Raw genomic sequence first — 25,219 nt, forward strand, 5'->3', positions numbered from 1 at the left:
CTTACAAAAAAATCGTACACGCTAGATATTTAGGCTAGACGTAATAACTCATTTACTGATGTTTTAGCGCGGGTTTGCGCATCCACCTTTTTCACGATGATAGCAGCGTACAAGCTGTGCGTACCATCTTCTGACGGTAAGCTGCCTGGTACGACGACTGAGCCTGCTGGTACACGGCCACGATGAATCTCACCAGTTTCGCGATCATAAATGCGCGTTGATTGACCGATAAATACACCCATCGAGATAACAGCGCCTTCTTCGACGATTACGCCTTCAACGATTTCAGAACGCGCACCGATGAAGCAATTGTCTTCGATGATAGTCGGGTTTGCTTGTAATGGCTCTAATACACCGCCGATACCAACGCCACCTGACAGATGGACGTTTTTGCCGATTTGAGCACATGAACCCACAGTCGCCCATGTATCTACCATCGCGCCTTGATCGACATACGCGCCGATGTTGACATACGATGGCATCAAAACTGCACCGGCTGCGATGTATGAACCTTTACGAGCAACCGCTGGTGGTACTACGCGTACGCCTGATTCTTTAAACTGTGCTTCAGTCCAGTTGGCAAATTTAGTCGGAACTTTGTCATAGAATTGCACATGTTCGCCCGCTGCCTGAACATAGTTGTCGTTTAAGCGAAAAGATAGCAAAACGGCTTTTTTTGCCCACTGATTGACGACCCATTCGCCATCTTTCTTTTCTGCAACGCGTAGGCTGCCGTTATCTAGCTGCTCAAGTACTTGCTCAATCGCGTCACGCACGTCTTGTGGCATGTTGCTTGGGCTGTATTCATTGCGGTTTTCAAAAGCTTGTTCGATGGTTTGTTGTAATGACATAAAGGTTCCTAAAGTTAGTGAAAGGTAAAGCATATATTGTCGTTAAATAACTCGTATGAATTGGAGTAAAAACTTGCTTGCCGTATTGTCGCTAATTTGGCGACTTTTAGCAAACGAGTTAACTGCCAAGATGAGCGCTGCGCTTAATTGTCTTGGGTATGGCTCTCTATCCATTCTAAGATATCTTCATAAACTGTTTGATGGTCTTTTTCATGCAAGGGCTCATGACGCATATTTGGGTAGAGTTGGATATCTACCTGACTGAAGTTTTGCTTGTTTAAGCGCGTGACAATTTTGCGGATGCCGTTACCCATATCTCCAATAGGATCATCTTCACCGCTGATAAACAGCATCGGGAAGTCTTTTGGGATGGTCGTTGACCAGCCTTTATTTAAGCCAGTTTCCATCAAACAGAATAATGTCATAAAGCCATTATTGGTGAAATCAAAGCCCGTTAATGGATCTGCTTCAAAGGCCTCAATGGCAGCAGAGTCTTCAGCTAACCATGCAAATTCCGATGAAGATATGCGATCTTCGAGCTTACTGTTCAGGACTTTATTCATCACCGAGGCAAGCACCGTATTTGGTTTTCTAGGTGCCACTTTTGCCAGTACTTTATTGACTGGGAGTAGTACTTTAGTTAATGGGTTGGCATCTGCTGTGCCCATCAAAATAGCACCTGTAAAATTGTGTGCATGGTGCTTTAGGACGTTACGCACAATAAACGAGCCCATAGATTGCCCCATTATAAAGTGCGGTACATCAGGATGGCGGTTTTTTAAGCTATCTGCCATGACGATGACGTCTTTTAACAGTGACTGTACAGGATGTTCTTCACCAAAAAACCCTAGATCCGCTTCTGTTTTTACTGTCTGCCCATGACCTAGATGATCATACGTCGCTACTGCGATACCATTATCGGCTAAAAATTGAGCGAAATCTGCGTAACGTCCGCTATGCTCTGCCATACCATGCACAATCAGTAACGTGGCCTTTACCGCTGTGTTTTCATGGCTTGGTTCAAAAAAATTATGATGCAAGTAATGAATGTTGTCAGAGGAGAGAATGTGGTCGTTACCTGTATCGGTGTTAGTACTCATATGAGGTTCCTTGAATAGTTTTAATGAATGATTTTAATAAGTAGTTTTAAGGGCTCATGCTCTTAATGAATAGCAGGCATGACAATTTTTAATCGCCTGCTAAAATTTGGCTTATTATACGGCGCTTATCATGAACTATTGTACTGGATGTTGGTAAATCGTTTTACCCTCTTTAATGGTTTTTATGACTTTGATATCTTTGAGCTTGCTTGCCTCTATGATTAATGGGTTGGCATCTAAGATAACCAAATCAGCCAGTTTTCCTGGCGTCAAAGTACCTTTGCTGTCTTCTTCAAAATACTCATAAGCGGCATTGCTGGTAATGGCTTTCAACGCTTGATAAGGCGTAGCTCGCTCATTTTCACCAATGATTTTGCCTGTGCGCGAGGTGCGATTGACTGCTGACCAGACTGAAAATAGCGGATCGACAGGTGTCACTGTGTCATCAGAGTGATTGGTATATTTAAGTCCCATTTTATCAGCAGTGGCAATAGGGCTTAAAAAGTCAGCACGTTTTTTACCTAAGTTTTTAACGTGCACGTCTCCCCAAAAGTAAGTATGGTTGGTAAAGAATGACGGCACCATATTGTATTTTTTGAATGCTGCTAGCTGATCAGGTCGGGCGAATTGAGCATGAATGGGCACAGTACGGCGATCTTTATCAGCCGCTTGACCAGTCTTCTTGACGGCATACTCGTGTGCTTTGATCAGCATATCGGTTGCGCCATCACCATTGTTATGGATAAAGAGCTGATTATCGCGAGCATAGGCTTTGACAAACATCTCGTTTAGCTCATCTTGGCTGACACTTGGCAGACCACGGCAGTCTTTTTCGCAATCTGGAACTGGCGTGAGATAAGGTTGACTAAAATAGGCGGTCTTGCCTTGTGGTGAGCCATCTGCGATGATTTTAGTACCCTGTACTTTTAAACCATTTTGATAGGTTTTCCATACGAAGTTTTTATCAGCCAAATTTTCATCCAAGTCGCTCACCCCTGCCAACGCGACCAAATCAATTTTGAGCTTACCAGCATCGGCTTGTTTTTGAAAAAACTGAATGGTGTTTCGGGTCGTTGAGCCATTTTGTGCCGTTGTTATGCCATTCTTTGCATAGTAATCTTGCGTCTGCGCAAAGAATTTGGCTTGATTCGGTGCTAATATCTCTAGCATGTTACGCATGAACGGATAAATCGCCGTCTCTTGTACGAGGCCGTTTGGTTCATTAGAGCCTTTAATCCGAGCAATATTACCACCCGATGGATTTTTAGTGTCAGCAGTGATATTCATCGCGGCTAGTGCCTTGCTGTTTGCCACGCCCATGTGACCACTCGTGTGTTGTAAATAAACAGGGTTGTTTGGCAATACTTTATCAATCTCGCTTTTGGTTGGAGGACGCCCCTCAGCAAGCTGAGTTTCGTCATAACCCCAACCAAATATCCAAACGCCATCAGCAATATTATTGTCCACTTTATAATCTTTTAGCGTTTGCATCATTTTGGGAATACTATCGACTTTACCGATGGGTGGCGGGTTGAGATTGACCTGACCCATGGTGTTCGACACCATATCAAAATGACTGTGTGGATCGATAAAGCTAGGTAATAAAGTTTTATCTTGCAGATTGATCTGTGCGGCATTTTTATATTTCGATTGTGCCTCTTGTAAATTGCCAGCATAGGCAATCTTGCCCGCCTGGGTGACTAAAGCTTCAGCCATTTGTGGCTGTTCGCCCTCCATCGTGATGATATTGCCATTGTAGTAGACAGTTGCTGAGTTGCTTGCATCTTTAGTCATGGTCTGCATGGTGGTACAGCCTACGACACTCATTAATCCAATGCTCAGTACAGTCGGTTTGAGTAATGTGCTCATCTTCATTACGTTATCCTTAAAGGTAGTTTGATGCTTATATCGTCCGTGTGTCATAAGCATTGATAAGTGATGAGTTTTTATATTCTAAAAACATTTATATATCATCAGTGAACGTTATTTTTAGAGAGATGAATATTACATTCAATTTAACGACAAAGCCTTGTGCGGTCAATGCTATTTAAGAGTTTTGCGACTTTATCAAACGCTTACCCTAGAGACCTCTTTGTTATATATCAGCAGCGAATCTATATGTCACTATACAATCAATAAAAATACTGCAATCAACCAAATATGCCAATGTTATGTTTAGGTTCTTGTGCTGACAGCTGTGGCATTGCCAGTTGGATACGAGCTCTCAAAAGCCAAATTGATAAGTGCAGTATGACATCCTACGAAACGTCATGCTCATTTGGAATAAAAGGTAAAAATCACGCTATTAGTTATCAATACTCATTCACAATCAGGTATGATTAATTAGATAAATCGTAAGGTAATGAGGATAAAAATGAGGTGTTGGTTTTATAAGATAATTATAAAAATCAATTTCTTGCATGTATGTTTATCTTTTTCTAATCTTTTGTTTTTGCGTTGCCATTCTAGCTTTTAGGGGTGCTACTAACGGGGTTTTATAGCATTATGAAATCAACTATCAAATTACTCGAACACACGGATTTCCCCGCGATTAAACGTCGTGAGTTAACCACGCTACAAGTCAATATGGGTTACTTATGCAATATGTCTTGCGTCCATTGCCACGTGGCTGCCAGTCCTTACCGTACAGAGATGATGTCGCGTGAGCTTGTTGAGTTGATTCTAGAAGTCTTGCAAGCGCAAAATATCGAGACGCTTGATTTAACGGGCGGTGCGCCTGAGATGCACGAAGACTTTAAGTATTTGGTCACAGCCGCTCGCGACTTGGGTGTAAGAGTGATTGATCGCTGTAATCTGACTATCCTGATGGAAGAAGGGTACGAGGACATGGCGAAATTTTTGGCAGACAACGAGGTCGAAGTGGTGGCTTCTCTGCCTTGTTATTCATTAGAAAATGTCGATAAGCAGCGCGGCAAAGGTGCATTTGATGGCAGTATATTAGGACTGCATAAGCTCAACGCGTTTGGCTACGGTAAGAAAGGGTCAGGGCTAACGCTGAACCTCGTCTATAACCCGCAAGGTGCGACGCTGCCGCCCAATCAGCAACAACTAGAAGCGGATTATAAGCGCGAGCTAAAAGCGCATTTCGATATTGAATTTCATCAGTTATTTGCCTTGACCAATATGCCTATTCAGCGCTTTGGTGCGGTACTATTGGCTAAAAACCAATTCCATCCCTATATGGACTTGCTCAAAGCCAATTATGTGGCTACCAATTTAACCGAAGTCATGTGCCGTTCGACTATCAGTGTCAATTGGCTGGGTGAACTATTTGATTGCGACTTCAATCAGCAATTAGAGATTCCAGTGCCTAACAAGTCTCGTCGGCATCTAAGCGATTTATTAACGCAAAACCCCGCTGGCGATGACATTGCCATTGCAGATCATTGCTATGGCTGTACGGCAGGGCAGGGAAGTAGCTGTGGTGGTGCGCTAGAAGAAGAGGCAACAGATCAGACGATATAAAAAACATCATCGATTGAAGCGGAGTGACTCCTGTTAGTTTTGAATAGACCAACATCTAATAGTGCAAGAATTAATAGTAAAAGCTTTTTTTAAGCAGTCGTTTATTGATAAAAAGGTCACTACGACCAACGGTGGCAAAGCGTCTGTCGTTAATTATAACGGTATGAAAGCCGATAAGAGCAAGCTTGACAGTTATATGGCGGCTACTAGCAAAGTATCTCAATCGGAGTTTGATCGTTGGAATAAAAATGAGTAGTTGGCATTTTTGATCAATGTCTATAATGCTAGCACCGTAAAGCTGGCTTTGACCAAGTATCCTAATATCAAGTCGAGTAAAGGTATTGGTGGGGTTTTTGGCTCGTTACAGCTCCTCGTTAGAGCTTAATAAGTCGCAAGCGGCTGATCTAAAAGCAGGCAAAATGAAGATTGGCTATACCGATTACAATTGGACTTTAAATAAAAAATAAGAATGCGGCTAGTTATGACAGTTATTGCTACGGTTTCTATTATTATTCCAGTGCTCAATGAGGCCGATAATTTGCCTTTATTGTTTGATAATATCAACAGGCTAAGTCCAGTACCGCAGCAAGTGATATTGGTCGATGGTGGCTCAACAGATAATTCTGTGGTACTTGCTAAGCAAGCCATAGAAAGTCTAAAGATTGATAGTAACTTACTTATAGACTGGCAAAATGTAGCGTCAGTCGCAGGGCGAGCGCAGCAAATGAATACAGGTGCAGCGTTAGCAACTGGCGAGGTATTGTTGTTTTTGCATGCCGATACTCGGCTACCAGTTGACGCTATCGATAGCGTTTCTGACGCGATGAAACTGGCAGAGTGGGGACGTTTTGATGTGCAAATAGACAGTTGCCAGCCGACACTGCGATTGGTCAGTCAAATGATTAATTGGCGCTCACGGTTGAGCGGAATCGCGACAGGCGACCAAGCCATTTTTATTAGCCAGTTTTTATTTGAGCGAATCGGTGGTTATCCTAACCAAGCTTTAATGGAAGATATTGAGCTGTGTAAGCATCTTAAAAGTATCGCCAAACCTGCTTGTTTAAAAAATAAAGTCATCACATCAGCAAGACGTTGGCAACAGCACGGTACTTGGCGGACGATTATGTTGATGTGGCATCTACGTTTTGATTATTGGCGCGGCGTATCAGCTGATAATATCAGGCAGCGTTATTATAAATAAATGAACAAACTCTTACCATGAATCAAAACCAACAAACTTGCATTATTCTCTTTGCTAAATTCCCTGCACAGGGTAGGGTAAAAACCCGTTTGCAGCCGGCACTTGGTATGGAAGGCGCAGTACACATGGCGCGTAAACTACTATTACATAGTATTGAACAAGCCGTCGCTACTGGCTTCACGGTTGAGCTATGTGTCAGTCCTGCGCCAACTGATCCATGCTGGCAAACGCTTGGTTTGCCTGAATCGCTGCATTGGTCAGCGCAAGCGGATGGTGACTTGGGTTTGCGTATGTTAACCGCCAGTCAGCGTGCATTACAACCTATTGAATTAAAAAATTTTAAAAAGGTTTTATTAGTCGGTACGGACTGTCCTAGTCTCACAGCTATTCGTATGCGACAGGCTGCACAGCAATTAGAGGCACAAGATAGCGTAATGATTCCTGCTTTTGATGGTGGCTATGTGCTGTTTGGCTTTAAGCAAGTTGCTGCTCATTTATTCAGCAATATCGAATGGAGTACGGCGAGCGTAGCAAAGGTTACTCAACAGCGCTTGGCAGAATTGAGTTGGTCTGTAGCGTTGTTAGCACCTTTGCCTGATATTGATGAGCCTGAAGATTTGCAGTATTTGCCAAATGGCTGGCTTGATGGTTATTAAGGATTAAGAATTAAGAACGCCTTATCATTTGGAGCTTTTATGTATTAAGAAGCCATCAAGCTATTTTGTTGACCCTATTAGGCTGATTATAGTTCGATGGCTTTTTGTTGATTATAAATTCGTATGACTAAGGCAATAATGCTGACAGTCTGGTTTTAGTCTCTTCACTCATCGCCTCTACTGGCGTTACTAACGCTTGAGCTAAAGCCTTATGAGCAATAGAGTCGGGCTGTTCTGCAGCGAGTAGGGCGACCGCTTGCTTAATAACGTGCTGCGCATTATCGGCGTTTTTCATCAAATTCTGAATAGCGTAATCGGCGCTAACAGTTTCCTCAGTAGGGTGCCAACAATCAAAATCTGTTACTAAGGCTAGCGTCGCGTAAGCCATACTTGCTTCACGAGCAAGCTTAGCCTCTGGCATATTGGTCATACCGATGATGTCCGCTTGCATCTGCCGATACCAGTGTGACTCTGCACGAGTGGAAAACTGTGGCCCTTCGATACAGACATACGTGGCTTTTGCATGACATTGACCTTCAGCTATCTGCGCCTGAACATAAGCACGCGTTAGAATATCCGCGACTTTAGGACATAAAGGATCAGCCATCGCGACGTGTGCTACTGCACCTTCCCCAAAAAAACTGCTGTTTCTATACTTAGTCATATCGATCATTTGATCAGGAATGACCATGTCTAATGGCTTAAGCGCTTCTCTTAGCGACCCCACTGCCGATACCGAAATGACGTAACGTACGCCCAAAGTTTTGAGGGCATAAATATTGGCACGATAGGGGACTTCGGAAGGAGTGAGTTTGTGACCATGACCATGACGAGTTAGAAAGGCGACCGTTATGCCATTCAATTCACCTAAGACAATATCGTCAGAAGGTGTACCAAAAGGCGTCAATATTTTTACGTTACGCTTATTGCTTAGCGCTTGCATCTGATAAAGACCACTACCACCAATGATGGCGATATCAGCAGATACCGCTGCTGATTTTTCTACACTAGATGTTGTCATAAAGGTTTTCCAGATTTTTAGAATAAAAGATAAAGTTGCCAATATATGTGGTGACGAATGTATTATTCAGACTGCGTCTACTTTAAGTTAGCTGCTTTAAAAAATGCCCGCTTAGGTTTTATATATGAAATACAACAAAGCCTACAGTATTATAAAAATACATTCAGGCATACCACTCAGTCATTCTATATCAGTATTTTTGGTCAAATAACCTCGTTTGTATTTGTATGATTATAAAGGTTTACAATCGACACAAACTTTGTTTAAATAAGATAACTAATGAAACATTGTTCCGCATAGCAAAACTATATTTAGCTTTTGATTGCTTACAAAAGCTGCTGCCACTTGACCTAAATGGCTTCGAATATAAGGTTTTGAGCGTAGAAGAGAATGTAGATGGCAGTTTATTTATAGCAAGAATTGCTATATTATTACAGGTCTGTAACGCATTAATATTTATATACTGATGCTGTTAAATGTACTAAATCGATTATTTCAAGGATGAATTCAATGCTCCACTCTCTAAAATCCTCGTTACTTTTATCAGCAATGTTAAGCGCCACTTTAGGGCTGACGGCATGCTCATCGCCAAGTTCAGAAAGCACTGACAGTACAGCAACAGATAGCGCTGCCACGGACACTGCTGCCGATAAGTTGGATACCAAGTTTCTGACCATCGCCACTGGCGGGGCATCTGGTCCTTATAACATCATCGGTACCTCATTATCAGAGGTCTATGTCAAAACCTTTGGGGTCAACTCAAAAACGCAAACTACTGGTGCTTCAGTCGAAAACGTCAATCTACTGACCCAAGGAAAGGTCGACATGGTGTTGGCGCTTAGTGATGTCGTTACCGACGCAGTCGAAGGCAAAAACAACTTTGATAAGCCGATAACCAACATCCAACAGATTGCGGTCTTGTACCCTAATGTGGTGCAAGTCGTCACCACCAAAAAATCTGGCATCAAAAATATTGAAGATTTACGTGGTAAACGCATCGCTGTGGGCGATCAAGGCTCTGGAACAGAAGTAAATGCTCGAACCTTATTAGAAGGGTTTGGTATCACGTATGATGATGTTACCGTTGATTATTTAGGCTTTGCGGAAGCAGCGGACGGTATGAAAGCGGGTAAAATTGAAGCGGCTTTCTTTAGTAGTGGTCTGCCAAACTCTTCATTGATGGAGCTAGAGCAGGGCTTAGACTTACAGTTGATCACCATCAATCAAGACAAGCTAAAAGAAATCATTGCGACCAAGCCTTATTTTAAGACCTTTGAGATTCCTGCTGGCACTTATGGCAATGAAGCAGCGATTCCAACCGCAGCAATCATGAATGCTCTATTGGTTAGCTCTGATTTGTCTGAAGCTGATGGTTATAAATTGACCAAAGCACTATTTGATAATTTAGACGGTCTAAAAACAGCGCACCAAGCGGCCAATGATATTAGCTTAGAAACCGCTCGTGATGGCATGGTCGCCCCTATCCATCCTGGCGCTAAAAAGTACTATGATGAGCAAGCAGCTAAATAAGCAATTAGGGTTATTAATTGGCGTGGTAGGTATTGCCGCGCTGGTTTTTTTTACGCTATGGCATCTATTTGTCCGTCAGCCTGTGGTGGAAGTGCGTGTTGCAGGCGTTGATGGTGCTAATGATAAAGTTTGCTATTTCGTCGAGCCAAATTTTCAATTGCGCTGGATACATTCTGTAGAAAAACAATGGTGGGAAGAGCAATACCAACGTGAGAGCGATGGGTTGCTGCTGACCACCACTTATTTTGAAGCTTTTGGGGCGGGTACACCCTCAACTGAAGCGCTTGCTCTCATACAAAAACCTGGCTATCTGGGTTATCAAATCAATGAGAAATTGCCCAAGCTCAATTGGGTGGTCTCTCGGCTTACCAAAGGTGAGATTGAGTATGGTAACTACCGGATGCTTATTCATCGCTGGGTGCCAGACTATTCTGAAGTAACGATCATGCCGACAACGTATGGTTTCATTGATAGATTTAACAAGGACTTGTGTCATGAACTCCCAAGTGATGGATCACAATAATGTGACAACGATGTCAGATATCAATAACAATAGCGACTTGCCTATACATTCCAACACGGATACTAATACTAATATCGACGCTGAACTTGAAGCGCAAGCCCACAATAAAGCCATACTAGAAAAGTATGACCGAGAATCCATCACACGGCACCTCACTCAAGGACCAGTGAAGTATTTTATCGCTGGAATTTGCATTTTATATTCACTGTTTCATTTGTATATCACTTTTAATCCCATGCCAGCATTGCTACAGCGCTCTGTACACGTGGGCATTGGTTTTGCATTAATTTTCTTGATTTTTCCAGCAAGCAAAAAAAGCAGTCGTCAGCGCGTTGCATGGTATGACTGGATATGGTTTGCCCTGTCTTTATCTGGGATGGCTTATCTGATATATGAATATCAAGACATTGTGACCTCACGTGGTGGTATGGCCAACCAGATGGATGTGATATTTTCGCTGATTACGGTGGTCTGTGTGTTAGAAGGCAGTCGCCGTATTACTGGTTGGATTTTGCCGATCTTGGCAGGAATATTTTTGGCGTATCCGTTTGTCAGTCATTTGGACTTTATGCCTGACCGCTTACTGACTCGCCCTTATGATATGGGTGATATTTTTGGTCAATTGTTTCTAAAAACGGAAGGCTTGTATTCTGTTGCGATTGGTGCGTCGGTCACCTTTATCTTCTTATTCATTCTTTTTGGTGCATTCTTAGCACGCTCGGGAATGGGACAGCTGTTTAATGATTTGGCATTGGCCATCGCTGGTCACAAAAAAGGTGGACCAGCAAAAGTAGCGGTCATTTCTAGTGGCTTTATGGGCAGTATCAATGGCTCTGCTTTGTCAAATGTGGTTAGTACCGGTGCTTTTACCATTCCGCTGATGAAAAAGGTCGGTTACCACAAAGATTTTGCGGGTGCAGTTGAGGCAAGTGCGTCTGTTGGCGGGCAGATATTGCCGCCGATTATGGGTGCAAGCGCGTTCATTATGGCTGAGACGACAGGCTTGCCTTATAGTACGATTGCCTTAGCAGCATTATTGCCAGCGATACTGTATTATCTAGGCGTCATTGCGCAGGTGCATTTTCGCGCTGGACGCCGTGATCTAAAAGGTATCGCTAAAGAAAGCTTACCAGCGGTGAAAGAAGTGTTAAAAGCACGCGGTCACATGCTGCTACCGATTGTATTTTTGATTTTCTTATTAATCAGAAACGTGCCCGTTGGTTATGCAGCGGCTTATACCATTGGCTTTACCGTCGTGGTTAGTATGCTGCGCAAAGAGACCAGAATGGGTTTCTCTGACATTTTGGGTGCGCTAGAAGATGGCGCACGCCAGTCGCTCGCAGTAATGGCTGCCTGTGCGGTCGTCGGTATTATTATCGGAGTAGTGAGTCTAACTAGCTTTGGTACGGTAATGACTTCATCTATTGTGACGCTAGGTGCAGGATCATTATTCTTTACGCTGATTTTAACCATGCTTGCCTCGATGGTCTTGGGCATGGGACTACCATCTATTCCTGCCTATATTATTACGGCAACGATGGCAGCACCAGCATTGGCCGGTTTTGATATTCCAATTTTATCGGCGCATATGTTTGTCTTCTACTTTGGTATCTTCGCCAATATTACACCGCCTGTATGTCTGGCCGCCTTTGCTGGTGCGGGCATATCCGGTGGCGATCCGATGAAGACAGGGTTCTTGTCGCTTAAACTAGCACTCGCCGGATTTATCGTGCCGTTTATGTTTATTTATAATCCAACGATGCTGATGATAGATCCAACCGGTTTGGCAGTAACAGCGAAAGATTTCCCACTACCACCTATTTTAGATATTATCACGGTAGTAGTGACTTCAGTGACAGGTGTTATCGCTTTAAGCTCAGCACTTGAAGGGTATTTTAAAGGGACTATGAATCCAGTGACGCGCGTCATCTTGACCATTGGTGCTTTATTACTGATTTATCCTGAGATTACCACGGGATTATTAGGCGGCGTTATTGTCCTTGGTATTGCTGCATGGAATATGAAGACAAGTAAAGATGCAACACCGACGGTAAGTATCTAATTTTTAGATATTGATGTTTAATGAAGTCACAAAAAAAGGGTAAATAACAAAATCTGTTATTTACCCTTTCTGTATTTCCAGCTACTATTTTTACCGCTTTGACATCGGTTTAACAATAATCAAGTCAGCAATTAACAACCAAGTTTGCCTTCTGCTTCCAAGGCTTTTCTACTACGGATTGGCGCTGGGCAATCTTCGCCATAGTATTGACGATCGGCGAAGTAGCTTGAGCGTACCATTGGGCCTGCCCAAATGCTAAAGAAGCCAATCTTTTTGCCATAATCCATATAGCGCTGGAATTCGTCTGGATGGACGTAACGATCTACAGGCGCGTGGTTTTTACTAGGTTGCAGATACTGACCAACCGTAATCATATCCACATTGTGCGCTTTTAAGTCATCAAGCAGTGCATAGATTTCTTCTTCAGTCTCACCAAGGCCAACCATGAAACCGCATTTGGTGGCAATATCTGGGCGACGTTCTTTATAGAGCTTGAGTAAATCTAATGAGTGCTGATAGTCAGAACCTGGACGAAACGCTTTATAGAGGCGTGGTACGGTTTCGATGTTATGGTTAAAGACATCTGGCGGTGTTTCAGTCAGTAGGTCTAAAGCAATCTCCATACGACCACGGAAGTCTGGCACCAATATTTCAATGAGGCAATTTGGGCTGAGTGCGCGAGATTCATTGAGTACTTCAACGAAGTGGGCAGCACCGCCATCTTTAAGATCATCACGATCCACAGAGGTGATAACGGCATACTTCAACTGCAAGCCTAAAATGGTCTCGGCAGTATGGCGCGGCTCATCTGCATCTAGCTCATTGGGACGACCATGTCCTACGTCACAGAACGGACAGCGACGGGTACAGATATCACCCATAATCATAAAGGTCGCCGTACCATCAGCGAAGCACTGCGGCAGGTTAGGGCAGGCCGCTTCCTCACAAACGGTATAAAGCTTCTGCTCACGCAAGGTGGCTTTGATACGAGCCACTTCAGCAGGCGAGGACATTTTAACCCGAATCCAATCTGGCTTTTTCTTTGCCTCGACGGTCGGGATCACTTTAATTGGGATACGTGCAACTTTATCGTAGCCACGTAGTTTTTCGCCTTGAATGGCTTTTTTTGGTTTGACCTTAGCAGCAGGCACATGTGTTTGTACGGCAGTTGTCATAATAAAGTATCTCTTAACCCTTTATAGCATAAGGGTTTATGGAATTATTAGAATATGTTATGAGTTGAGGTATTATAGCAGAAACTTAGGGGCTAATTTTCAATGAATCTTGTTTAACTGACCATTTTGAAGTCGATACTCAAGGCTACTATGATTTGTCTCGCAACCATAGTTTTAAATATCTATATCAATATCCAACTCATTCAGGATTTCTATGGCGGCACGAAACGCTTCTTGGGTGGTAGGTGCACCGCAATAAGGCAAGCTGTGCATTAATACTTCTCGAATCTCAGCGACACTAGCGCCATTATTAATTGCACCTCTAATGTGCCCCTTTAGCTCAGTCGGGCTTTTTTGCGCAATTAAAAAAGCGATAGTAATTAATGAGCGATATTTGCGTGGCAATACTGAGTCATCTTGCCAAGTGCTGCCCCAAGCGTGCTCAATAATCCAGTCTTGTAATGGTTGGGTGAACTCAGTCGCTGCATCAAGCGAGCGTTTGACATGTGCCTCACCCATCACATCAGTGCGAACTTTGAGACCGTTTTGATAATTAGCGTTACTCTTCATATCGCTGTTTTCCGTGTGATTGTTTTCCATCGTACTACTGTCCATATCATCATCCTTAATATTTATTGAATTAGTATATGGCTAGGGTGTGTCCTCAATTCAAGCAATGGGCATCTAAATGGGCAAAAAATGGCGAAATTTTGTTTAACGGCAACTCATCTCATTTTTATCTCCATTTCTAAAATGAGGACACACTCTAATGACCTCTATTTTTTCAAGCGCGATCTTTTCACATGCTGCTTATAAGATGATATTTTATTAAATAATATCTTACAAAGCGTCTAGCAGTCATAGCGTATTTATTTAATTATAAATCGAGCAGTGATTGACTAAAATAACACGCCATATATCGGTTGTGAAAGGGTATTCAATCATATTGTTGATGGTACTATTTATATAATAAATGTTCAATATACCCTCTTTAAAACCGCTTTATGAGCCTTTTAAAGGCTTAGCCATTAACATTTAGAGCGTTTTAAGCTATGATTGCACGAATAATTATTCCATCTAGTATATAGACGCAGGCGGTCATGCTGACTACCCACGTAATGTGCTAATACTCCAACTAACGAGGACGACTATTGTGTTAGAAGCTTATCGTAAACATGTCGAAGAACGTGCTGAGCTAGGAACGGTTCCGCTACCACTGAACGAAAAACAAGTAGCAGAGTTGGTTGAACTACTAAAGAATCCACCCGCAGGCGAAGATGCGTTCTTGATGAACCTGCTAGAAAACCGTATTCCTGCTGGCGTTGACCAAGCGGCATATGTTAAAGCGGCGTTTTTAGCAGCGATCCTTAAAGGTGAAACCTCTTCACCACTTATTAGCAAGCAAAAAGCCGTTCAAATCCTAGGTACAATGCAAGGTGGTTATAACGTTCAGCCATTGGTTGCTGCCCTTGATGATGCGGAAGTAGCACAAGACGCTGCTGAAGCGTTGAAAAAGACATTGCTGGTATTTGACGCGTTCAATGACGTGACTGAAAAAGCCGAAGCTGGTAATGACATCGCTAAAGAAGTCGTTCAATCTTGGGCGGACGCTGAATGGTTCTTAAACCGTGCTGCCGTACCAGAAAAGACTACTTACACAACTTTTAAAGTAACTGGCGAAACCAATACTGATGACTTGTCGCCTGCGCAAGATGCGTGGAGCCGTCCTGATATCCCATTGCATTCATTGGCCATGCACAAAAACTCTCGCGACGGCATCACGGCTGACGAAGAGGGCGTTGTCGGTCCAATGAAGCAGATCGAAGCATTAAAAGAAAAAGGCCATCCGCTAGCCTATGTTGGTGATGTTGTTGGTACTGGTTCTAGCCGTAAGTCTGCGACCAACTCAGTACTATGGTTGATGGGTGAAGATATCCCTAACGTGCCAAACAAACGTGGCGGCGGTCTAGTACTTGGTAATAATATCGCTCCTATCTTCTTTAATACCATGGAAGATTCTGGCGCATTGCCAATCGAAAAAGTAGCGGTTGATAACCTAAACATGGGTGATGTATTTGACATCTATCCATACGAAGGCAAAATCACTAAGCATGACTCGGATGAAGTATTGTCTACGTTCAAGCTAAACTCACCAACATTGCTTGATGAAGTGCGTGCTGGTGGCCGTATTCCATTGATCGTTGGTCGTGGTTTGACCAATCGTGCTCGTGAGTATATGGGTCTTGGACATTCAGATATCTTTGCTAAGCCAGAAGAGCCAGCTGATACGGGTAAAGGCTTTACCCTTGCACAAAAAATGGTTGGTAAAGCTTGTGGTCTAGAAGGCGTACGTCCAGGTATGTACTGTGAGCCTAAGATGACGACTGTCGGCTCTCAGGATACGACTGGTCCAATGACACGTGATGAGCTAAAAGACTTGGCATGTTTGGGTTTCCAAGCAGACCTAGTGATGCAGTCATTCTGTCACACGGCTGCTTATCCAAAGCCAGTTGACGTTGAGACCCAGCACACACTACCTGACTTTATCATGAACCGTGGCGGTGTAAGTTTACGCCCAGGTGACGGTATCATTCACTCATGGTTGAACCGTATGCTACTTCCAGATACCGTTGGTACTGGTGGTGACTCGCATACTCGTTTCCCAATGGGTATCTCGTTCCCAGCCGGTTCTGGTCTGGTTGCATTCGCAGCAGCGACTGGTGTGATGCCACTTGATATGCCTGAATCTGTCCGTGTACGTTTCGTTGGCGAACGTCAGGCTGGTATCACGCTACGTGACCTAGTACATGCGATCCCTTATCAAGCGATTAAAGAAGGTCTATTAACTGTTGATAAGAAAGGCAAAATCAACGAGTTTAACGGTCGTATTTTAGAGATCGAAGGTCTAGAAGACTTAACCGCTGAGCAAGCGTTTGAGTTATCTGATGCCTCAGCTGAGCGTAGTGCTGCTGGTTGTACCATCACTTTGTCTGAAGCGTCAGTGACTGAGTACTTAAACTCAAACATCACGCTACTTAAGTGGATGATTTCAGAAGGCTATGGCGATGCGCGTACTATCAGCCGCCGTATCGAGCAGATGCAAGAATGGCTAGCAAACCCAAGCCTATTGCGTGCTGATGCTGATGCTGAATACGCCATCGATATGACTATCGATATGAGTGAGATCAAAGAGCCGATTCTTTGCTGCCCGAACGATCCAGATGATGCAAAAACGTTGGCTGACGTTGCTGGTGATACCATTGATGAAGTGTTCATTGGTTCATGTATGACTAACATCGGTCATTTCCGTGCCGCTGGTAAATTACTACAAGACGTACCAGCAGGTAGTCTGAAGACTCGTCTATGGATTGCACCACCGACTAAGATGGATGCGCGTCAGTTGATGGAAGAAGGTTACTACAACATCTACGCTCAAGCCGGCGCTCGTACTGAGATGCCAGGTTGTTCGCTATGTATGGGTAACCAAGCACGTATCGCACCGAAGTCTACGGCGGTATCGACGTCGACTCGTAACTTCCCGAACCGTCTAGGTCAAGGCGCTAACGTATACCTTGCTTCTGCAGAGCTAGCAGCAGTCGCAGCGGTACTTGGTAAATTGCCAACGAACGACGAATATCAGCAGTATGCTGGTATGCTTGATAGCATGGGCGAGGAAGTGTATCAATATATGAACTTCGACCGTATGGAAGACTATACGGAAGAAGCAGATAAGATTAACGTTGCTCAGTTGACCTAATCTTGGTTAAAACTTAAGTTAAACGTTTTTAGGTTTTACAATTCTTATTTATACAGAAACCCCGTATCATCATGATGCGGGGTTTTTTGTGCTATAAGTAATGATATATGTTCTGCTACATGGAATTAATGATTATAAACTGATTTAAGTTTTTCCATAAAAGTGATAATCCCTTTTTGAAGTTATCAGTGATAGCCATTATTTTTTATTGTTCAACTTTCATATTTATTGTGCTATGGAGCGTTGTTTTGCTATAAGTAAGGGGGCTTTCCAATCGTCACATCTTATGTATAATATAAGGGCAGGCGGAAACCGTGGCTCTGCACTCAATCTATCTTTTCTATTTCGGGACGGACCGATACTTTGATAGGCACTTTTTTGTTTACGCTCAAGTGCTTTGGAGTCTTGGTTGATTACTTTATCCCCACTCAAACGTCGTATTCTCTATGTGACTGTTTTTGAGCTTATCGCTATTATTGCTTCTACTCTTGTATTAATGAAACTCAGCGGCGGCGATGCGGCAGAGTCTTTACCAGTCGCTGTCATGGTTTCATTAGCCGCTGTCGTTTGGAACTTCTTATACAATACGGTTTTTGAAGCGTGGGAACGGCGCAAGCAGGTGACCAAGCGCACCTTATTCATTCGCAGTATTCATGCTTTAGGGTTTGAAGGCGGCTTAGTATTGATTTGCTTACCACTTTATATGATCTGGTATGATGTCGGTTTAATCAAAGCCTTTATGATGGAAGCCGCGTTATTGCTATTTTTCTTGATCTATACTTTTATTTTTACCTTGGGCTTTGACAAGATATTTACCTTACCGCATCACTATAAGACAGCCTCCGATTCTTAAGCAGTAAAGATATTATTAATACGGAATTTTCTTGATATTGTATGATCCAAAAACGAAAGGCTGCCATTAGGCAGCCTTTTTGATGATAGTACAAAACAGAATGTTATCAGGTTATTATTTACCCTGATAAACTGGCTTACGCTTCTCCATAAATGCGGTAATACCTTCTTTAAAGTCTTCTGTTTTCGCCAATATAGTTTGTTGATCCACTTCCATATCCAGCGCTTCACTCAGACCCATATAGGCATGCGTATTAATCATATGCTTCATTGATGCCAATGCTTTTCCGGGCAGATTGCTCAGGCGCGTTGCCAACGCCAATACGCTAGCATCCAGATCATCGCTACTGACCATATCATTAACCAAGTTTAAGCGTGCCATATCTTCCGCTTTGAGTTTATCGCCAAGCATGACCATCTCAGTCGTCTTTGCCACACCAATCAATTGATTCAATAAATAAATGCCACCAGCATCTGGTATTAGACCGATATTGACAAAGGCTTGCACAAATTTGGCATTGTCAGCGGCAATCCGAAAATCACAAGTGAGTGCCAAGTTCATACCAGCCCCAGCGACAGCACCTTCTAGTTTAGCAATGATAGGCTTATGGATATTACGTAGCTTTAGGCTAATCTCAGCCACTTCGCCGACCATGAAGTTTAGCTTATTCGATAGTGCTTCGCTGTCCATGCCGTTTTCTAACATCTCACCGATATGACCGCCACTAGAGAAATTATTATTTGATCCTTGCAGCACAATCACGCGGACGTCTGCATCTTTATCCGCTTTATCAAGCGCATCCATCATCGCGTTTTTTAATGGCGTACTAAATGCGTTCAACGTTTTTGGGTCGTTCATAGTAATAGTGGCAATATGATTTTCGCTTTGGTACTCGACGAGAGATGGTGACATCTTGGATTTCCTTATTTTAAATGACTGATTAATGTGGTGATTGATCGCTGTTGAATAGAAATAATGATAACAATTGAATCAATGTTTATGATGAATGCTAGTTACTATAGCAGCTTGTTATGATTATAAAAGCGAGTTTTGTGGGCGCTAAAGACACATCTAAACGTTGGTCAAATTTTTAAATGGCAGTACGAGCTTTTAGTAATCGAAGAGGTGTAAACGTGTGATTGATAAAATCGCTATTCACTGAGCTTTTAATAGATTATGCTAAAACCTGTGTCAGGGACTTGCTTATCAAGATACGCGAATCCTCAATGAGATGCTGATATCTCTAATTTAGCAAACAAGGAAGTGTTTATGCCAACGATAAAAATTAACGACGTTGATATTTATTATGAAGACAGCGCACCAAATGATAGGCAAAAACCTGTCATGGTATTTGCCCACGGTCTGCTGTGGAATACGCACCTGTTCGACAAGCAAGTCGAGTATTTCAAAAAAGATTACCGCTGTATTGCGTTTGATTTTCGGGGACAAGGTCAGTCTGAAATAACCAAGTCAGGCTACGATATGGAAACCTTAACCGAGGATACATTGGCATTATTAGAGGCACTAGATATTCATAAATGCCATTTTTTAGGGTTATCGATGGGTGGGTTTGTCGCCCAGCGTGTCGCACTCAAGAGTCCTGAGCTATTGCTGTCGCTTACCCTGTTAGAGACTTCTGCTGATCCTGAAGATCCCAAAAACGTGCCGCAGTATCGTAAGCTGGTCAAAGCCATTCGTTGGTTGGGTCTCAAGCGCGTGAGTAACAAGGTCATGCCTATTATGTTTGGCAATACTTTTTTGACAGACAAGTTGCGCAAGTCTGATCGTAAGCAATGGTTAGCGATGCTACAAGGCAATCGCAAAGGCGGGGTCATTAAGGCCACAATGGGCGTCATTGAGCGGTCAGGTACTTATGATCAGTTAGGGAGCATTACGGTGCCGACATTAATCGTGGTCGGTGATGAGGACACAGCAACCCCCTATGCCAAGGCTGAGCGTATGCATTTTGCGATTGCAGGGTCTAAGTTGGCAGTTATCAAGGGCGCTGGTCATACCGCAACCGTAGAAGAGCCTGAGCAGGTAAATCGAGTGATTAACCTCTTTTTAGCGGATTGTGTCTAGTTTTGAGTTGGTCCGAAAACAGTCTTAGATAAGGCATCGTTTCTAACAGAGTGATGATGCCGTTATATTAAAAAAGCCGTTATCTTGCATGTGATAACGGCTTTTTTATTGAGCGCATGTAAGAGATTATATTTAAAATATTAATTTGAAGGTAGTAACCTTAAAGTATTTATTTATAACCGCGCCGTATAGTCATTATTACCATCATCAAGGGTGCCAAATGCCTCGGCACGATTGACGATTTCGGTTGCCCATGCGCGGTGTGTGGCGGGCTCTAGCATGGTATTGTTATATTTGAACACGGCTTTTGCCTCGCTGTGCAGTATCGCTTTTGCCTCGTCTAAAGTGCTCAATGGCACACAATACGCTTGCTGTACCAAAGCGATTTGATTTGGATGAATGACCGTTTTGCCGACCAATCCTAAGCTGACATCGCGGGTCAGCTCTTGCATAAATAGCGTTGGCTGATCCAAATACTCAAAGACAGGCGCTGTCAAATAAAAGCCATGCGGTACAAAGCAGCCGAGCAGCTGATAGGCAAGGGTGCCGATAGGGGTATCATAAACGATGCTATTTTTGGGACGTCGCAAACGCAATGCTGCAAATAAATCATTGCCACCGATACGTAAGGCAAAAATCGGCTGGCTAAAGGCTTCTTTAAAACCAATCGCCAATTCTTGATTATGATGCGGATTAAATAGGGCTGCGGTCTCAAGCGTCGGCATCAATAGTTGCTCGGTACTCAGGTTTTGACAGGCCATACGCCAATTAGACAAGCTATACATATCGACTTTCGGCATGACAAAGCCATCAATCAAATCGATATTGGCAAAACCTGATAGCTGCTCTAACATCGCTGGATGACGCGGACGTATAAATACCAGCGGACGTGTTGGTTGCTCAATCTGAATGTCGGCATGTTTTGATGGGTCATTGATGCTATCGACATGCGCCGCCCACGTATGCAGCAGGGTTGTTAGGCGCTCAAGTGCCAGCTCAACATCATTATGGCTGACGGCATCTTCTAGACAGATGATAATGCTATTAATCGTTGGTAATTTATCACGCTTAATGACTTGCCAAATATCTTGGCGAGTTGCTGGCATGTATAGGCTAGCTCCCAGTTGATACGGATGATGCGCATGTGGCTTGAGCATCGCATGACGCTCAGTAATGAGATGGGCATAAGACTGGGTGTTTTGATAAAGAGTAGACTCGTTGTTTTGCATATCTGACATAATTGGCATCATAAATAGTGATAAGTGAATGAGTATAAAAGATAAGATGTGTCATCAAGTGGGATGGCTCAGCAGCTATGACAGCAAACCCAAAAAATACGTTTAGCGCTGTCAAACTCGTTTAGCCTACAAGAAGACGTACTTGCACTTTTTTCTTTCGTTGCTCTGATTTTGAGACGGGTCTGGTGTATAAAAAGTGCGAGTGTAGCAATGACTAATTGTCTTCGCTACGTTGCTTGATAAGCGTGATGGCTTGATAGGGATGTATTTTATCACCTAATACACTCATAATGATATTTCGCTGGGCACATAAATGTCTTAGCAGTATGGTATCAGGATGGTCGGCGCTGGCTAACAGGATGCGTTCAGGGTCACGGCGTAATATCGCCCGTGTTGCCTCTGCAATCGTCGGCTTAATGCGGTTACGATTGGCGATATCGTAATCTGCTGCCAGCTTGTCGATTAAAGCAGCTGTCTGATAGCGCGGCTGCTGAAACGTCGGCAAGCATTGCAAAGGTGGGGCTAATGCACGGCGCGCTGCATCGATATGAGCCACGAAAGCTAAGCTATGGTCGACCTCAATTAAGTTATCATAAAACACGCTGCGGTGTAGCCCCAATTGCGGCTCAGTATATAAACTTCGTGAAATCAGTCCTGATACCGTACTATTTAATAGCCCTGACGGAATCAGCCAGTCCTCTTCACTCGCTGCAAGCCAAGCAACACCAGCTGGATCAGCAAGCGTTAATAAGGGAATAACATCTGCCCCTTGATGAAAGATATTGGCAAATTTTGCATGGCTAGGATCGCTAAATTTTTCTAAACTATGAGTAAGCTCTTGATAAATCGCACCTTTGCCCGTCCAGCCGTCAACAAATATGATAGGGCTATCTGGATGAGCGTTCAATATCATCTGTAACGCAACTGGATCAAGCCCTCGGTCGCGAATGATGCTGATACCATAATGCACGCTCGGCAAAGCATAGCTGCTATTAACATCTGCTAACGCACGCTGCAACAAGACGCCAACTGGCAAACCTGCGCGTACCAAGCTGACTAAAACTAATGGACGTTCAGTATTAACGGTATTTTTATTTCGAGATTCTTGAAAAGTATGATGTAGCGTATAAGCCAAGTTAGCAATATCAGTTGCCGTTCTCGTGGTGCCTTGCTCTAATGCTTGCGTGTACAGCTGCTCATGCATGGCAGTTGGCGCATGCTCTAAGGTCAACATATCAGAATAATGGCGTTGTCCACTTTGGATGAGCGCTTCTTTTTGACTGACTGGCACATCAGCGACCGCGTCTTTATCGACGATATCGAGTAGCACAGTCACGTCGCTGGCAAGATAGCTGCCGGAGCCATATGCGTCTAATTTTTGAATATCAGAGTTCGTTATAGGATGGGTCATAAAATAGTTTCTACTTCTATAAACGGCGGTTATTATTGTTTTTATTTAGGAGAGGTTAAGTGTTTAGCATGATTGAGAGCTAAGTCGTTCATGCAGCTGTCCGTGGTTGGGCATACCGTACCAGTCAAGCAGTTGTAAAAATGGTAAATCAGCCAGACTGTCACCAAAGCCAAAGCTTGGTCGCGGACTGTCTAAATGATTATCTAATAAGAACTGTACCGCATGGCGCTTATGAACTGCGTGCGGCAATATCGCTAGATTATTAGCATTGACGTGCACATAAAAATCCTGCTCAAAATCACGTATTAACGTTGGCAGTTTTGCAGCGAGATCTACTAATGCCTGATGGTCTTTTTGCGCATGTTTGATAGCCAGATAAATCGTTAATTCCTTATCGACAGAGCCATTATTAAAGCTATCGATATGTGGCGTAAATACCAAATGACTCTGCTCACTTTTGCTATGACTAGCAAACATCTCGCTCAGTTGGTTTAATTTATCTTGCAACGGTGCAAGCTTGCTATACATATGTTGCTGCCATTCGCTTAGTAGTTGCCCATCAGCCGTTAAAATAATCGCACCATGGGTCAATACTTGCCAGCTGTCGAATGGCAGTTTTACACGTTTGATCTCACTGCGGTCACGTGCCGTTACTATGATTAATTCAGTGCTATTGAGTAGCCAATTAAAGAAGGTTGCTTGGCGCTGACTCATAAAGCTCAGCGGTTCGCCCTGCTTATTGACCGTCGCACACACCAAGTTTTCAGGCTCAGTAGTGGGTAAGTCCCATGCGTCAATTTTACGCTGAGTTTGAAAGAGCGTGTCGTCCAAATCCATCAGCGCATAAGGCTTGAGAATATCAGGATTGGCTTGAAAAAATGGAGTGGTCATAAAGGTGTCCGTAAGTGTTGAATGTGAAAAGCAGAGCAGGATTTAGAGGATGGTGTTAATGGGACAGTTCTTATAAAATAATTTACAGCGTCGGACTCACCACTAGCACATTATCCAAACCTTTCCACATAGCATCCACGCTATCAGTTGGTGTTTCCACACACAACACAATCAAGTCCCACTCATTGGGATCAACATTATAAGCAAAGTTGGTCATACCAAGTCCGTAATTATCATTAAAACTTAGCATCGTTGCAATCGCACCACCAAGCGCAATCGGTGAGCGGGTTAACGCACTAAAATTAACCGTGTTCTTACTATTATCTACATGCGTATGTTGCTCAAGCCATTCCGCCAATAAAAACGGCAACCAAACAAACTCATTACTGCCCAATACTAAGATACGCTGTGGCAACTGCTCTTTTTCAAACTGCTCTTGCTTGTTAAAAACGTTAAAGGCAGTTTGAAACTTCAAAAGATAATGATCAAAACCATCGGTGCTATCTAGGGTTGGGAAACGTCCCCAATTGCCAGTATGACCTAGCGCTTGACTGCCTGCCTCAGTTGTATCGACCGACGGCATCGTTATCGGCTCTGGATTGGGCGCATCCGTCCAAGTCCACGCACCAGACAGTAGATGATGACGTTGAAAGTGAATATTTGGTAGGCGTTTTGCGATTTGGTCAGACACAGTGTCATCTGCATCCGCTGCATTCTGATTCTGGTTTAAAGACCAATCAACCAAAGTAGTGAGATGTACTTGTTCTAACTGGTCAAGACCTGCGTTACGGAGAGCAGTGACGACATTGACACAAGTATTACCCGTCGAAGCTTCATCATCCACCATAATAAGAGTCTTGCTCGCAAGTAGCTGTGCTTGCGTGGCTTGCTCTGCACTTTGATAAATGAGATGCTGGCTGGCGTGACTGTGGTCTTCGCTAAAAGTGGTCAATAAACAGTCGCTGCTACTGTCATTATTGTTATAATGTTGCGCATGCCGCGTAGAGTTCAATAGTAAGGCATTGGGATAACGCGTTTGCAGCGCTTGATGCACACCCGCAGATAAGCCGACGGCTGTCTCCGCCATACCAATAACCAAAATTGGCTCAGGCAAATCATCGGGTACTAGGTTTGCCAAATCAGTAAAAGCATGGCGCATGGTGCTTGGCGACACTGGAATATGACGACCTAACACTTTTGAGACAAACAAAAACGCGCGTTTTGGGTTAATACGTTGTGCAAATCCAAGCAAGTCTTCTAATTGATAATTATTACTTGGTTCTGCTCCATTTTTCGTAGTGGCTGAATTGGTTTGATAGGTTAAATCAAGAGTGCCGCGTGGTAAGTTGATGGTCGTGCTGTATTGCTTATTTAGCATTTAT

At 43.4% G+C, this 25,219-nt stretch carries 21 protein-coding genes; 10 read left to right on the top strand and 11 right to left on the bottom strand.

What is annotated here, in order from left to right:
• Positions 1-29: 29 nt before the first annotated feature.
• From dapD to JFC10_RS00620, 3 genes are all read right to left on the bottom strand, one after another.
• Entirely contained in the window at positions 30-851 is an 822-nt protein-coding gene (gene dapD, locus JFC10_RS00610; protein WP_193011120.1) for a 2,3,4,5-tetrahydropyridine-2,6-dicarboxylate N-succinyltransferase, read from the bottom strand.
• Positions 852-994: 143 nt separating this feature from the next.
• Positions 995-1,951, bottom strand: a complete 957-nt coding sequence (locus JFC10_RS00615; RefSeq protein ID WP_193011121.1) for an alpha/beta fold hydrolase — start codon at positions 1,949-1,951, stop codon at positions 995-997.
• 135 nt (positions 1,952-2,086) lie between these two features.
• Positions 2,087-3,826 (bottom strand): amidohydrolase, encoded by a 1,740-nt coding sequence (locus tag JFC10_RS00620; RefSeq protein ID WP_227685901.1) that lies wholly within the window; start codon positions 3,824-3,826, stop codon positions 2,087-2,089.
• 630 nt (positions 3,827-4,456) lie between these two features.
• Here JFC10_RS00620 and arsS point away from each other — a divergent pair.
• From arsS to JFC10_RS00640, 4 genes are all read left to right on the top strand, one after another.
• The gene (arsS, locus tag JFC10_RS00625) at positions 4,457-5,437 is read left to right on the top strand and encodes an arsenosugar biosynthesis radical SAM (seleno)protein ArsS (RefSeq protein ID WP_198331209.1); all 981 of its coding nucleotides are present in this window, start codon (positions 4,457-4,459) and stop codon (positions 5,435-5,437) included.
• 61 nt (positions 5,438-5,498) lie between these two features.
• Positions 5,499-5,693, top strand: a complete 195-nt coding sequence (locus JFC10_RS14825; protein ID WP_227685900.1) for a hypothetical protein — start codon at positions 5,499-5,501, stop codon at positions 5,691-5,693.
• A gap of 225 nt (positions 5,694-5,918) precedes the next feature.
• The gene (locus tag JFC10_RS00635) at positions 5,919-6,638 is read left to right on the top strand and encodes a TIGR04283 family arsenosugar biosynthesis glycosyltransferase (protein ID WP_198331210.1); all 720 of its coding nucleotides are present in this window, start codon (positions 5,919-5,921) and stop codon (positions 6,636-6,638) included.
• Between the two features lie 17 nt (positions 6,639-6,655).
• Positions 6,656-7,294 (top strand): TIGR04282 family arsenosugar biosynthesis glycosyltransferase, encoded by a 639-nt coding sequence (locus JFC10_RS00640; RefSeq protein ID WP_198331211.1) that lies wholly within the window; start codon positions 6,656-6,658, stop codon positions 7,292-7,294.
• Between the two features lie 127 nt (positions 7,295-7,421).
• Here JFC10_RS00640 and mtnP read toward each other — a convergent pair whose 3' ends face one another.
• A complete protein-coding gene (gene mtnP, locus JFC10_RS00645; protein WP_198331212.1) occupies positions 7,422-8,315 on the bottom strand; it encodes an S-methyl-5'-thioadenosine phosphorylase in 894 nt (297 codons plus the stop codon).
• 510 nt (positions 8,316-8,825) lie between these two features.
• On the opposite strand from mtnP, the gene JFC10_RS00650 reads away from it, so the two are divergent.
• The 3 genes from JFC10_RS00650 to JFC10_RS00660 are packed head-to-tail and all read left to right on the top strand — an operon-like array spanning position 8,826 to position 12,430.
• Positions 8,826-9,845 carry a TAXI family TRAP transporter solute-binding subunit gene (locus tag JFC10_RS00650; protein WP_198331213.1) on the top strand — a complete coding sequence of 340 codons (1,020 nt, stop codon included), beginning with the start codon at positions 8,826-8,828 and terminating at the stop codon, positions 9,843-9,845.
• On the top strand, positions 9,826-10,368 hold the full coding sequence (locus JFC10_RS00655; RefSeq protein ID WP_227685898.1) for a DUF1850 domain-containing protein: 543 nt from the start codon (positions 9,826-9,828) through the stop codon (positions 10,366-10,368). The genes JFC10_RS00650 and JFC10_RS00655 overlap by 20 nt, the downstream gene beginning before the upstream one ends.
• On the top strand, positions 10,340-12,430 hold the full coding sequence (locus JFC10_RS00660) for a TRAP transporter permease (RefSeq protein WP_227685896.1): 2,091 nt from the start codon (positions 10,340-10,342) through the stop codon (positions 12,428-12,430). Before JFC10_RS00655 ends, JFC10_RS00660 begins: the two co-directional genes overlap by 29 nt.
• A gap of 131 nt (positions 12,431-12,561) precedes the next feature.
• Here the strand turns inward: JFC10_RS00660 and lipA are convergent, their stop codons facing one another.
• The gene (lipA, locus tag JFC10_RS00665) at positions 12,562-13,605 is read right to left on the bottom strand and encodes a lipoyl synthase (RefSeq protein WP_198331215.1); all 1,044 of its coding nucleotides are present in this window, start codon (positions 13,603-13,605) and stop codon (positions 12,562-12,564) included.
• A gap of 174 nt (positions 13,606-13,779) precedes the next feature.
• Positions 13,780-14,175, bottom strand: coding sequence for a carboxymuconolactone decarboxylase family protein (locus JFC10_RS00670; RefSeq protein ID WP_198331441.1), 396 nt, complete (start codon positions 14,173-14,175; stop codon positions 13,780-13,782).
• Positions 14,176-14,758: 583 nt separating this feature from the next.
• On the opposite strand from JFC10_RS00670, the gene acnB reads away from it, so the two are divergent.
• Positions 14,759-17,362: a bifunctional aconitate hydratase 2/2-methylisocitrate dehydratase gene (gene acnB / locus JFC10_RS00675; protein WP_193011129.1), complete on the top strand. Its 2,604-nt coding sequence runs from the start codon at positions 14,759-14,761 to the stop codon at positions 17,360-17,362.
• Between the two features lie 409 nt (positions 17,363-17,771).
• The gene (locus JFC10_RS00680; RefSeq protein ID WP_198331216.1) at positions 17,772-18,215 is read left to right on the top strand and encodes a PACE efflux transporter; all 444 of its coding nucleotides are present in this window, start codon (positions 17,772-17,774) and stop codon (positions 18,213-18,215) included.
• Positions 18,216-18,329: 114 nt separating this feature from the next.
• On the opposite strand, the gene JFC10_RS00685 is transcribed toward JFC10_RS00680, so the two are convergent.
• A complete protein-coding gene (locus JFC10_RS00685; protein WP_198331217.1) occupies positions 18,330-19,127 on the bottom strand; it encodes an enoyl-CoA hydratase/isomerase family protein in 798 nt (265 codons plus the stop codon).
• Between the two features lie 357 nt (positions 19,128-19,484).
• Between JFC10_RS00685 and JFC10_RS00690 the strand changes: the two genes are divergently transcribed.
• Complete coding sequence (locus tag JFC10_RS00690; RefSeq protein WP_193011916.1) at positions 19,485-20,297, top strand: alpha/beta fold hydrolase; 813 nt, start codon at positions 19,485-19,487, stop codon at positions 20,295-20,297.
• Positions 20,298-20,470: 173 nt separating this feature from the next.
• Here the strand turns inward: JFC10_RS00690 and JFC10_RS00695 are convergent, their stop codons facing one another.
• The 4 genes from JFC10_RS00695 to JFC10_RS00710 all read right to left on the bottom strand — a co-directional run bounded on the left by JFC10_RS00695 (position 20,471) and on the right by JFC10_RS00710 (position 25,215).
• Positions 20,471-21,535 (bottom strand): HpcH/HpaI aldolase/citrate lyase family protein, encoded by a 1,065-nt coding sequence (locus tag JFC10_RS00695; RefSeq protein ID WP_198331218.1) that lies wholly within the window; start codon positions 21,533-21,535, stop codon positions 20,471-20,473.
• A gap of 214 nt (positions 21,536-21,749) precedes the next feature.
• The gene (locus JFC10_RS00700; RefSeq protein WP_198331219.1) at positions 21,750-22,946 is read right to left on the bottom strand and encodes a cysteine protease StiP domain-containing protein; all 1,197 of its coding nucleotides are present in this window, start codon (positions 22,944-22,946) and stop codon (positions 21,750-21,752) included.
• 63 nt (positions 22,947-23,009) lie between these two features.
• Positions 23,010-23,837, bottom strand: coding sequence for an HAD hydrolase family protein (locus JFC10_RS00705; protein WP_198331220.1), 828 nt, complete (start codon positions 23,835-23,837; stop codon positions 23,010-23,012).
• A gap of 82 nt (positions 23,838-23,919) precedes the next feature.
• Positions 23,920-25,215 carry a phosphoribosyltransferase domain-containing protein gene (locus tag JFC10_RS00710; protein ID WP_198331221.1) on the bottom strand — a complete coding sequence of 432 codons (1,296 nt, stop codon included), beginning with the start codon at positions 25,213-25,215 and terminating at the stop codon, positions 23,920-23,922.
• Between the last annotated feature and the right edge of the window lie 4 nt (positions 25,216-25,219).

It is taken from the genome of Psychrobacter aquimaris (assembly GCF_016107525.1).
Lineage (GTDB): Bacteria > Pseudomonadota > Gammaproteobacteria > Pseudomonadales > Moraxellaceae > Psychrobacter > Psychrobacter aquimaris.

What these genes read in the sequence shown, in the direction of transcription:
- dapD (WP_193011120.1), bottom strand. Translation starts at nt 851, where the DNA reads ATGTCATTACAACAAACCATCGAACAAGCTTTTGAAAACCGCAATGAA.
- JFC10_RS00615 (WP_193011121.1), bottom strand. Translation starts at nt 1,951, where the DNA reads ATGAGTACTAACACCGATACAGGTAACGACCACATTCTCTCCTCTGAC.
- JFC10_RS00620 (WP_227685901.1), bottom strand. Translation starts at nt 3,826, where the DNA reads ATGAAGATGAGCACATTACTCAAACCGACTGTACTGAGCATTGGATTA.
- arsS (WP_198331209.1), top strand. Translation starts at nt 4,457, where the DNA reads ATGAAATCAACTATCAAATTACTCGAACACACGGATTTCCCCGCGATT.
- JFC10_RS00635 (WP_198331210.1), top strand. Translation starts at nt 5,919, where the DNA reads ATGACAGTTATTGCTACGGTTTCTATTATTATTCCAGTGCTCAATGAG.
- JFC10_RS00640 (WP_198331211.1), top strand. Translation starts at nt 6,656, where the DNA reads ATGAATCAAAACCAACAAACTTGCATTATTCTCTTTGCTAAATTCCCT.
- mtnP (WP_198331212.1), bottom strand. Translation starts at nt 8,315, where the DNA reads ATGACAACATCTAGTGTAGAAAAATCAGCAGCGGTATCTGCTGATATC.
- JFC10_RS00650 (WP_198331213.1), top strand. Translation starts at nt 8,826, where the DNA reads ATGCTCCACTCTCTAAAATCCTCGTTACTTTTATCAGCAATGTTAAGC.
- JFC10_RS00655 (WP_227685898.1), top strand. Translation starts at nt 9,826, where the DNA reads ATGAGCAAGCAGCTAAATAAGCAATTAGGGTTATTAATTGGCGTGGTA.
- JFC10_RS00660 (WP_227685896.1), top strand. Translation starts at nt 10,340, where the DNA reads ATGAACTCCCAAGTGATGGATCACAATAATGTGACAACGATGTCAGAT.
- lipA (WP_198331215.1), bottom strand. Translation starts at nt 13,605, where the DNA reads ATGACAACTGCCGTACAAACACATGTGCCTGCTGCTAAGGTCAAACCA.
- JFC10_RS00670 (WP_198331441.1), bottom strand. Translation starts at nt 14,175, where the DNA reads ATGAAGAGTAACGCTAATTATCAAAACGGTCTCAAAGTTCGCACTGAT.
- JFC10_RS00685 (WP_198331217.1), bottom strand. Translation starts at nt 19,127, where the DNA reads ATGTCACCATCTCTCGTCGAGTACCAAAGCGAAAATCATATTGCCACT.
- JFC10_RS00690 (WP_193011916.1), top strand. Translation starts at nt 19,485, where the DNA reads ATGCCAACGATAAAAATTAACGACGTTGATATTTATTATGAAGACAGC.
- JFC10_RS00695 (WP_198331218.1), bottom strand. Translation starts at nt 21,535, where the DNA reads ATGTCAGATATGCAAAACAACGAGTCTACTCTTTATCAAAACACCCAG.
- JFC10_RS00700 (WP_198331219.1), bottom strand. Translation starts at nt 22,946, where the DNA reads ATGACCCATCCTATAACGAACTCTGATATTCAAAAATTAGACGCATAT.
- JFC10_RS00705 (WP_198331220.1), bottom strand. Translation starts at nt 23,837, where the DNA reads ATGACCACTCCATTTTTTCAAGCCAATCCTGATATTCTCAAGCCTTAT.
- JFC10_RS00710 (WP_198331221.1), bottom strand. Translation starts at nt 25,215, where the DNA reads ATGCTAAATAAGCAATACAGCACGACCATCAACTTACCACGCGGCACT.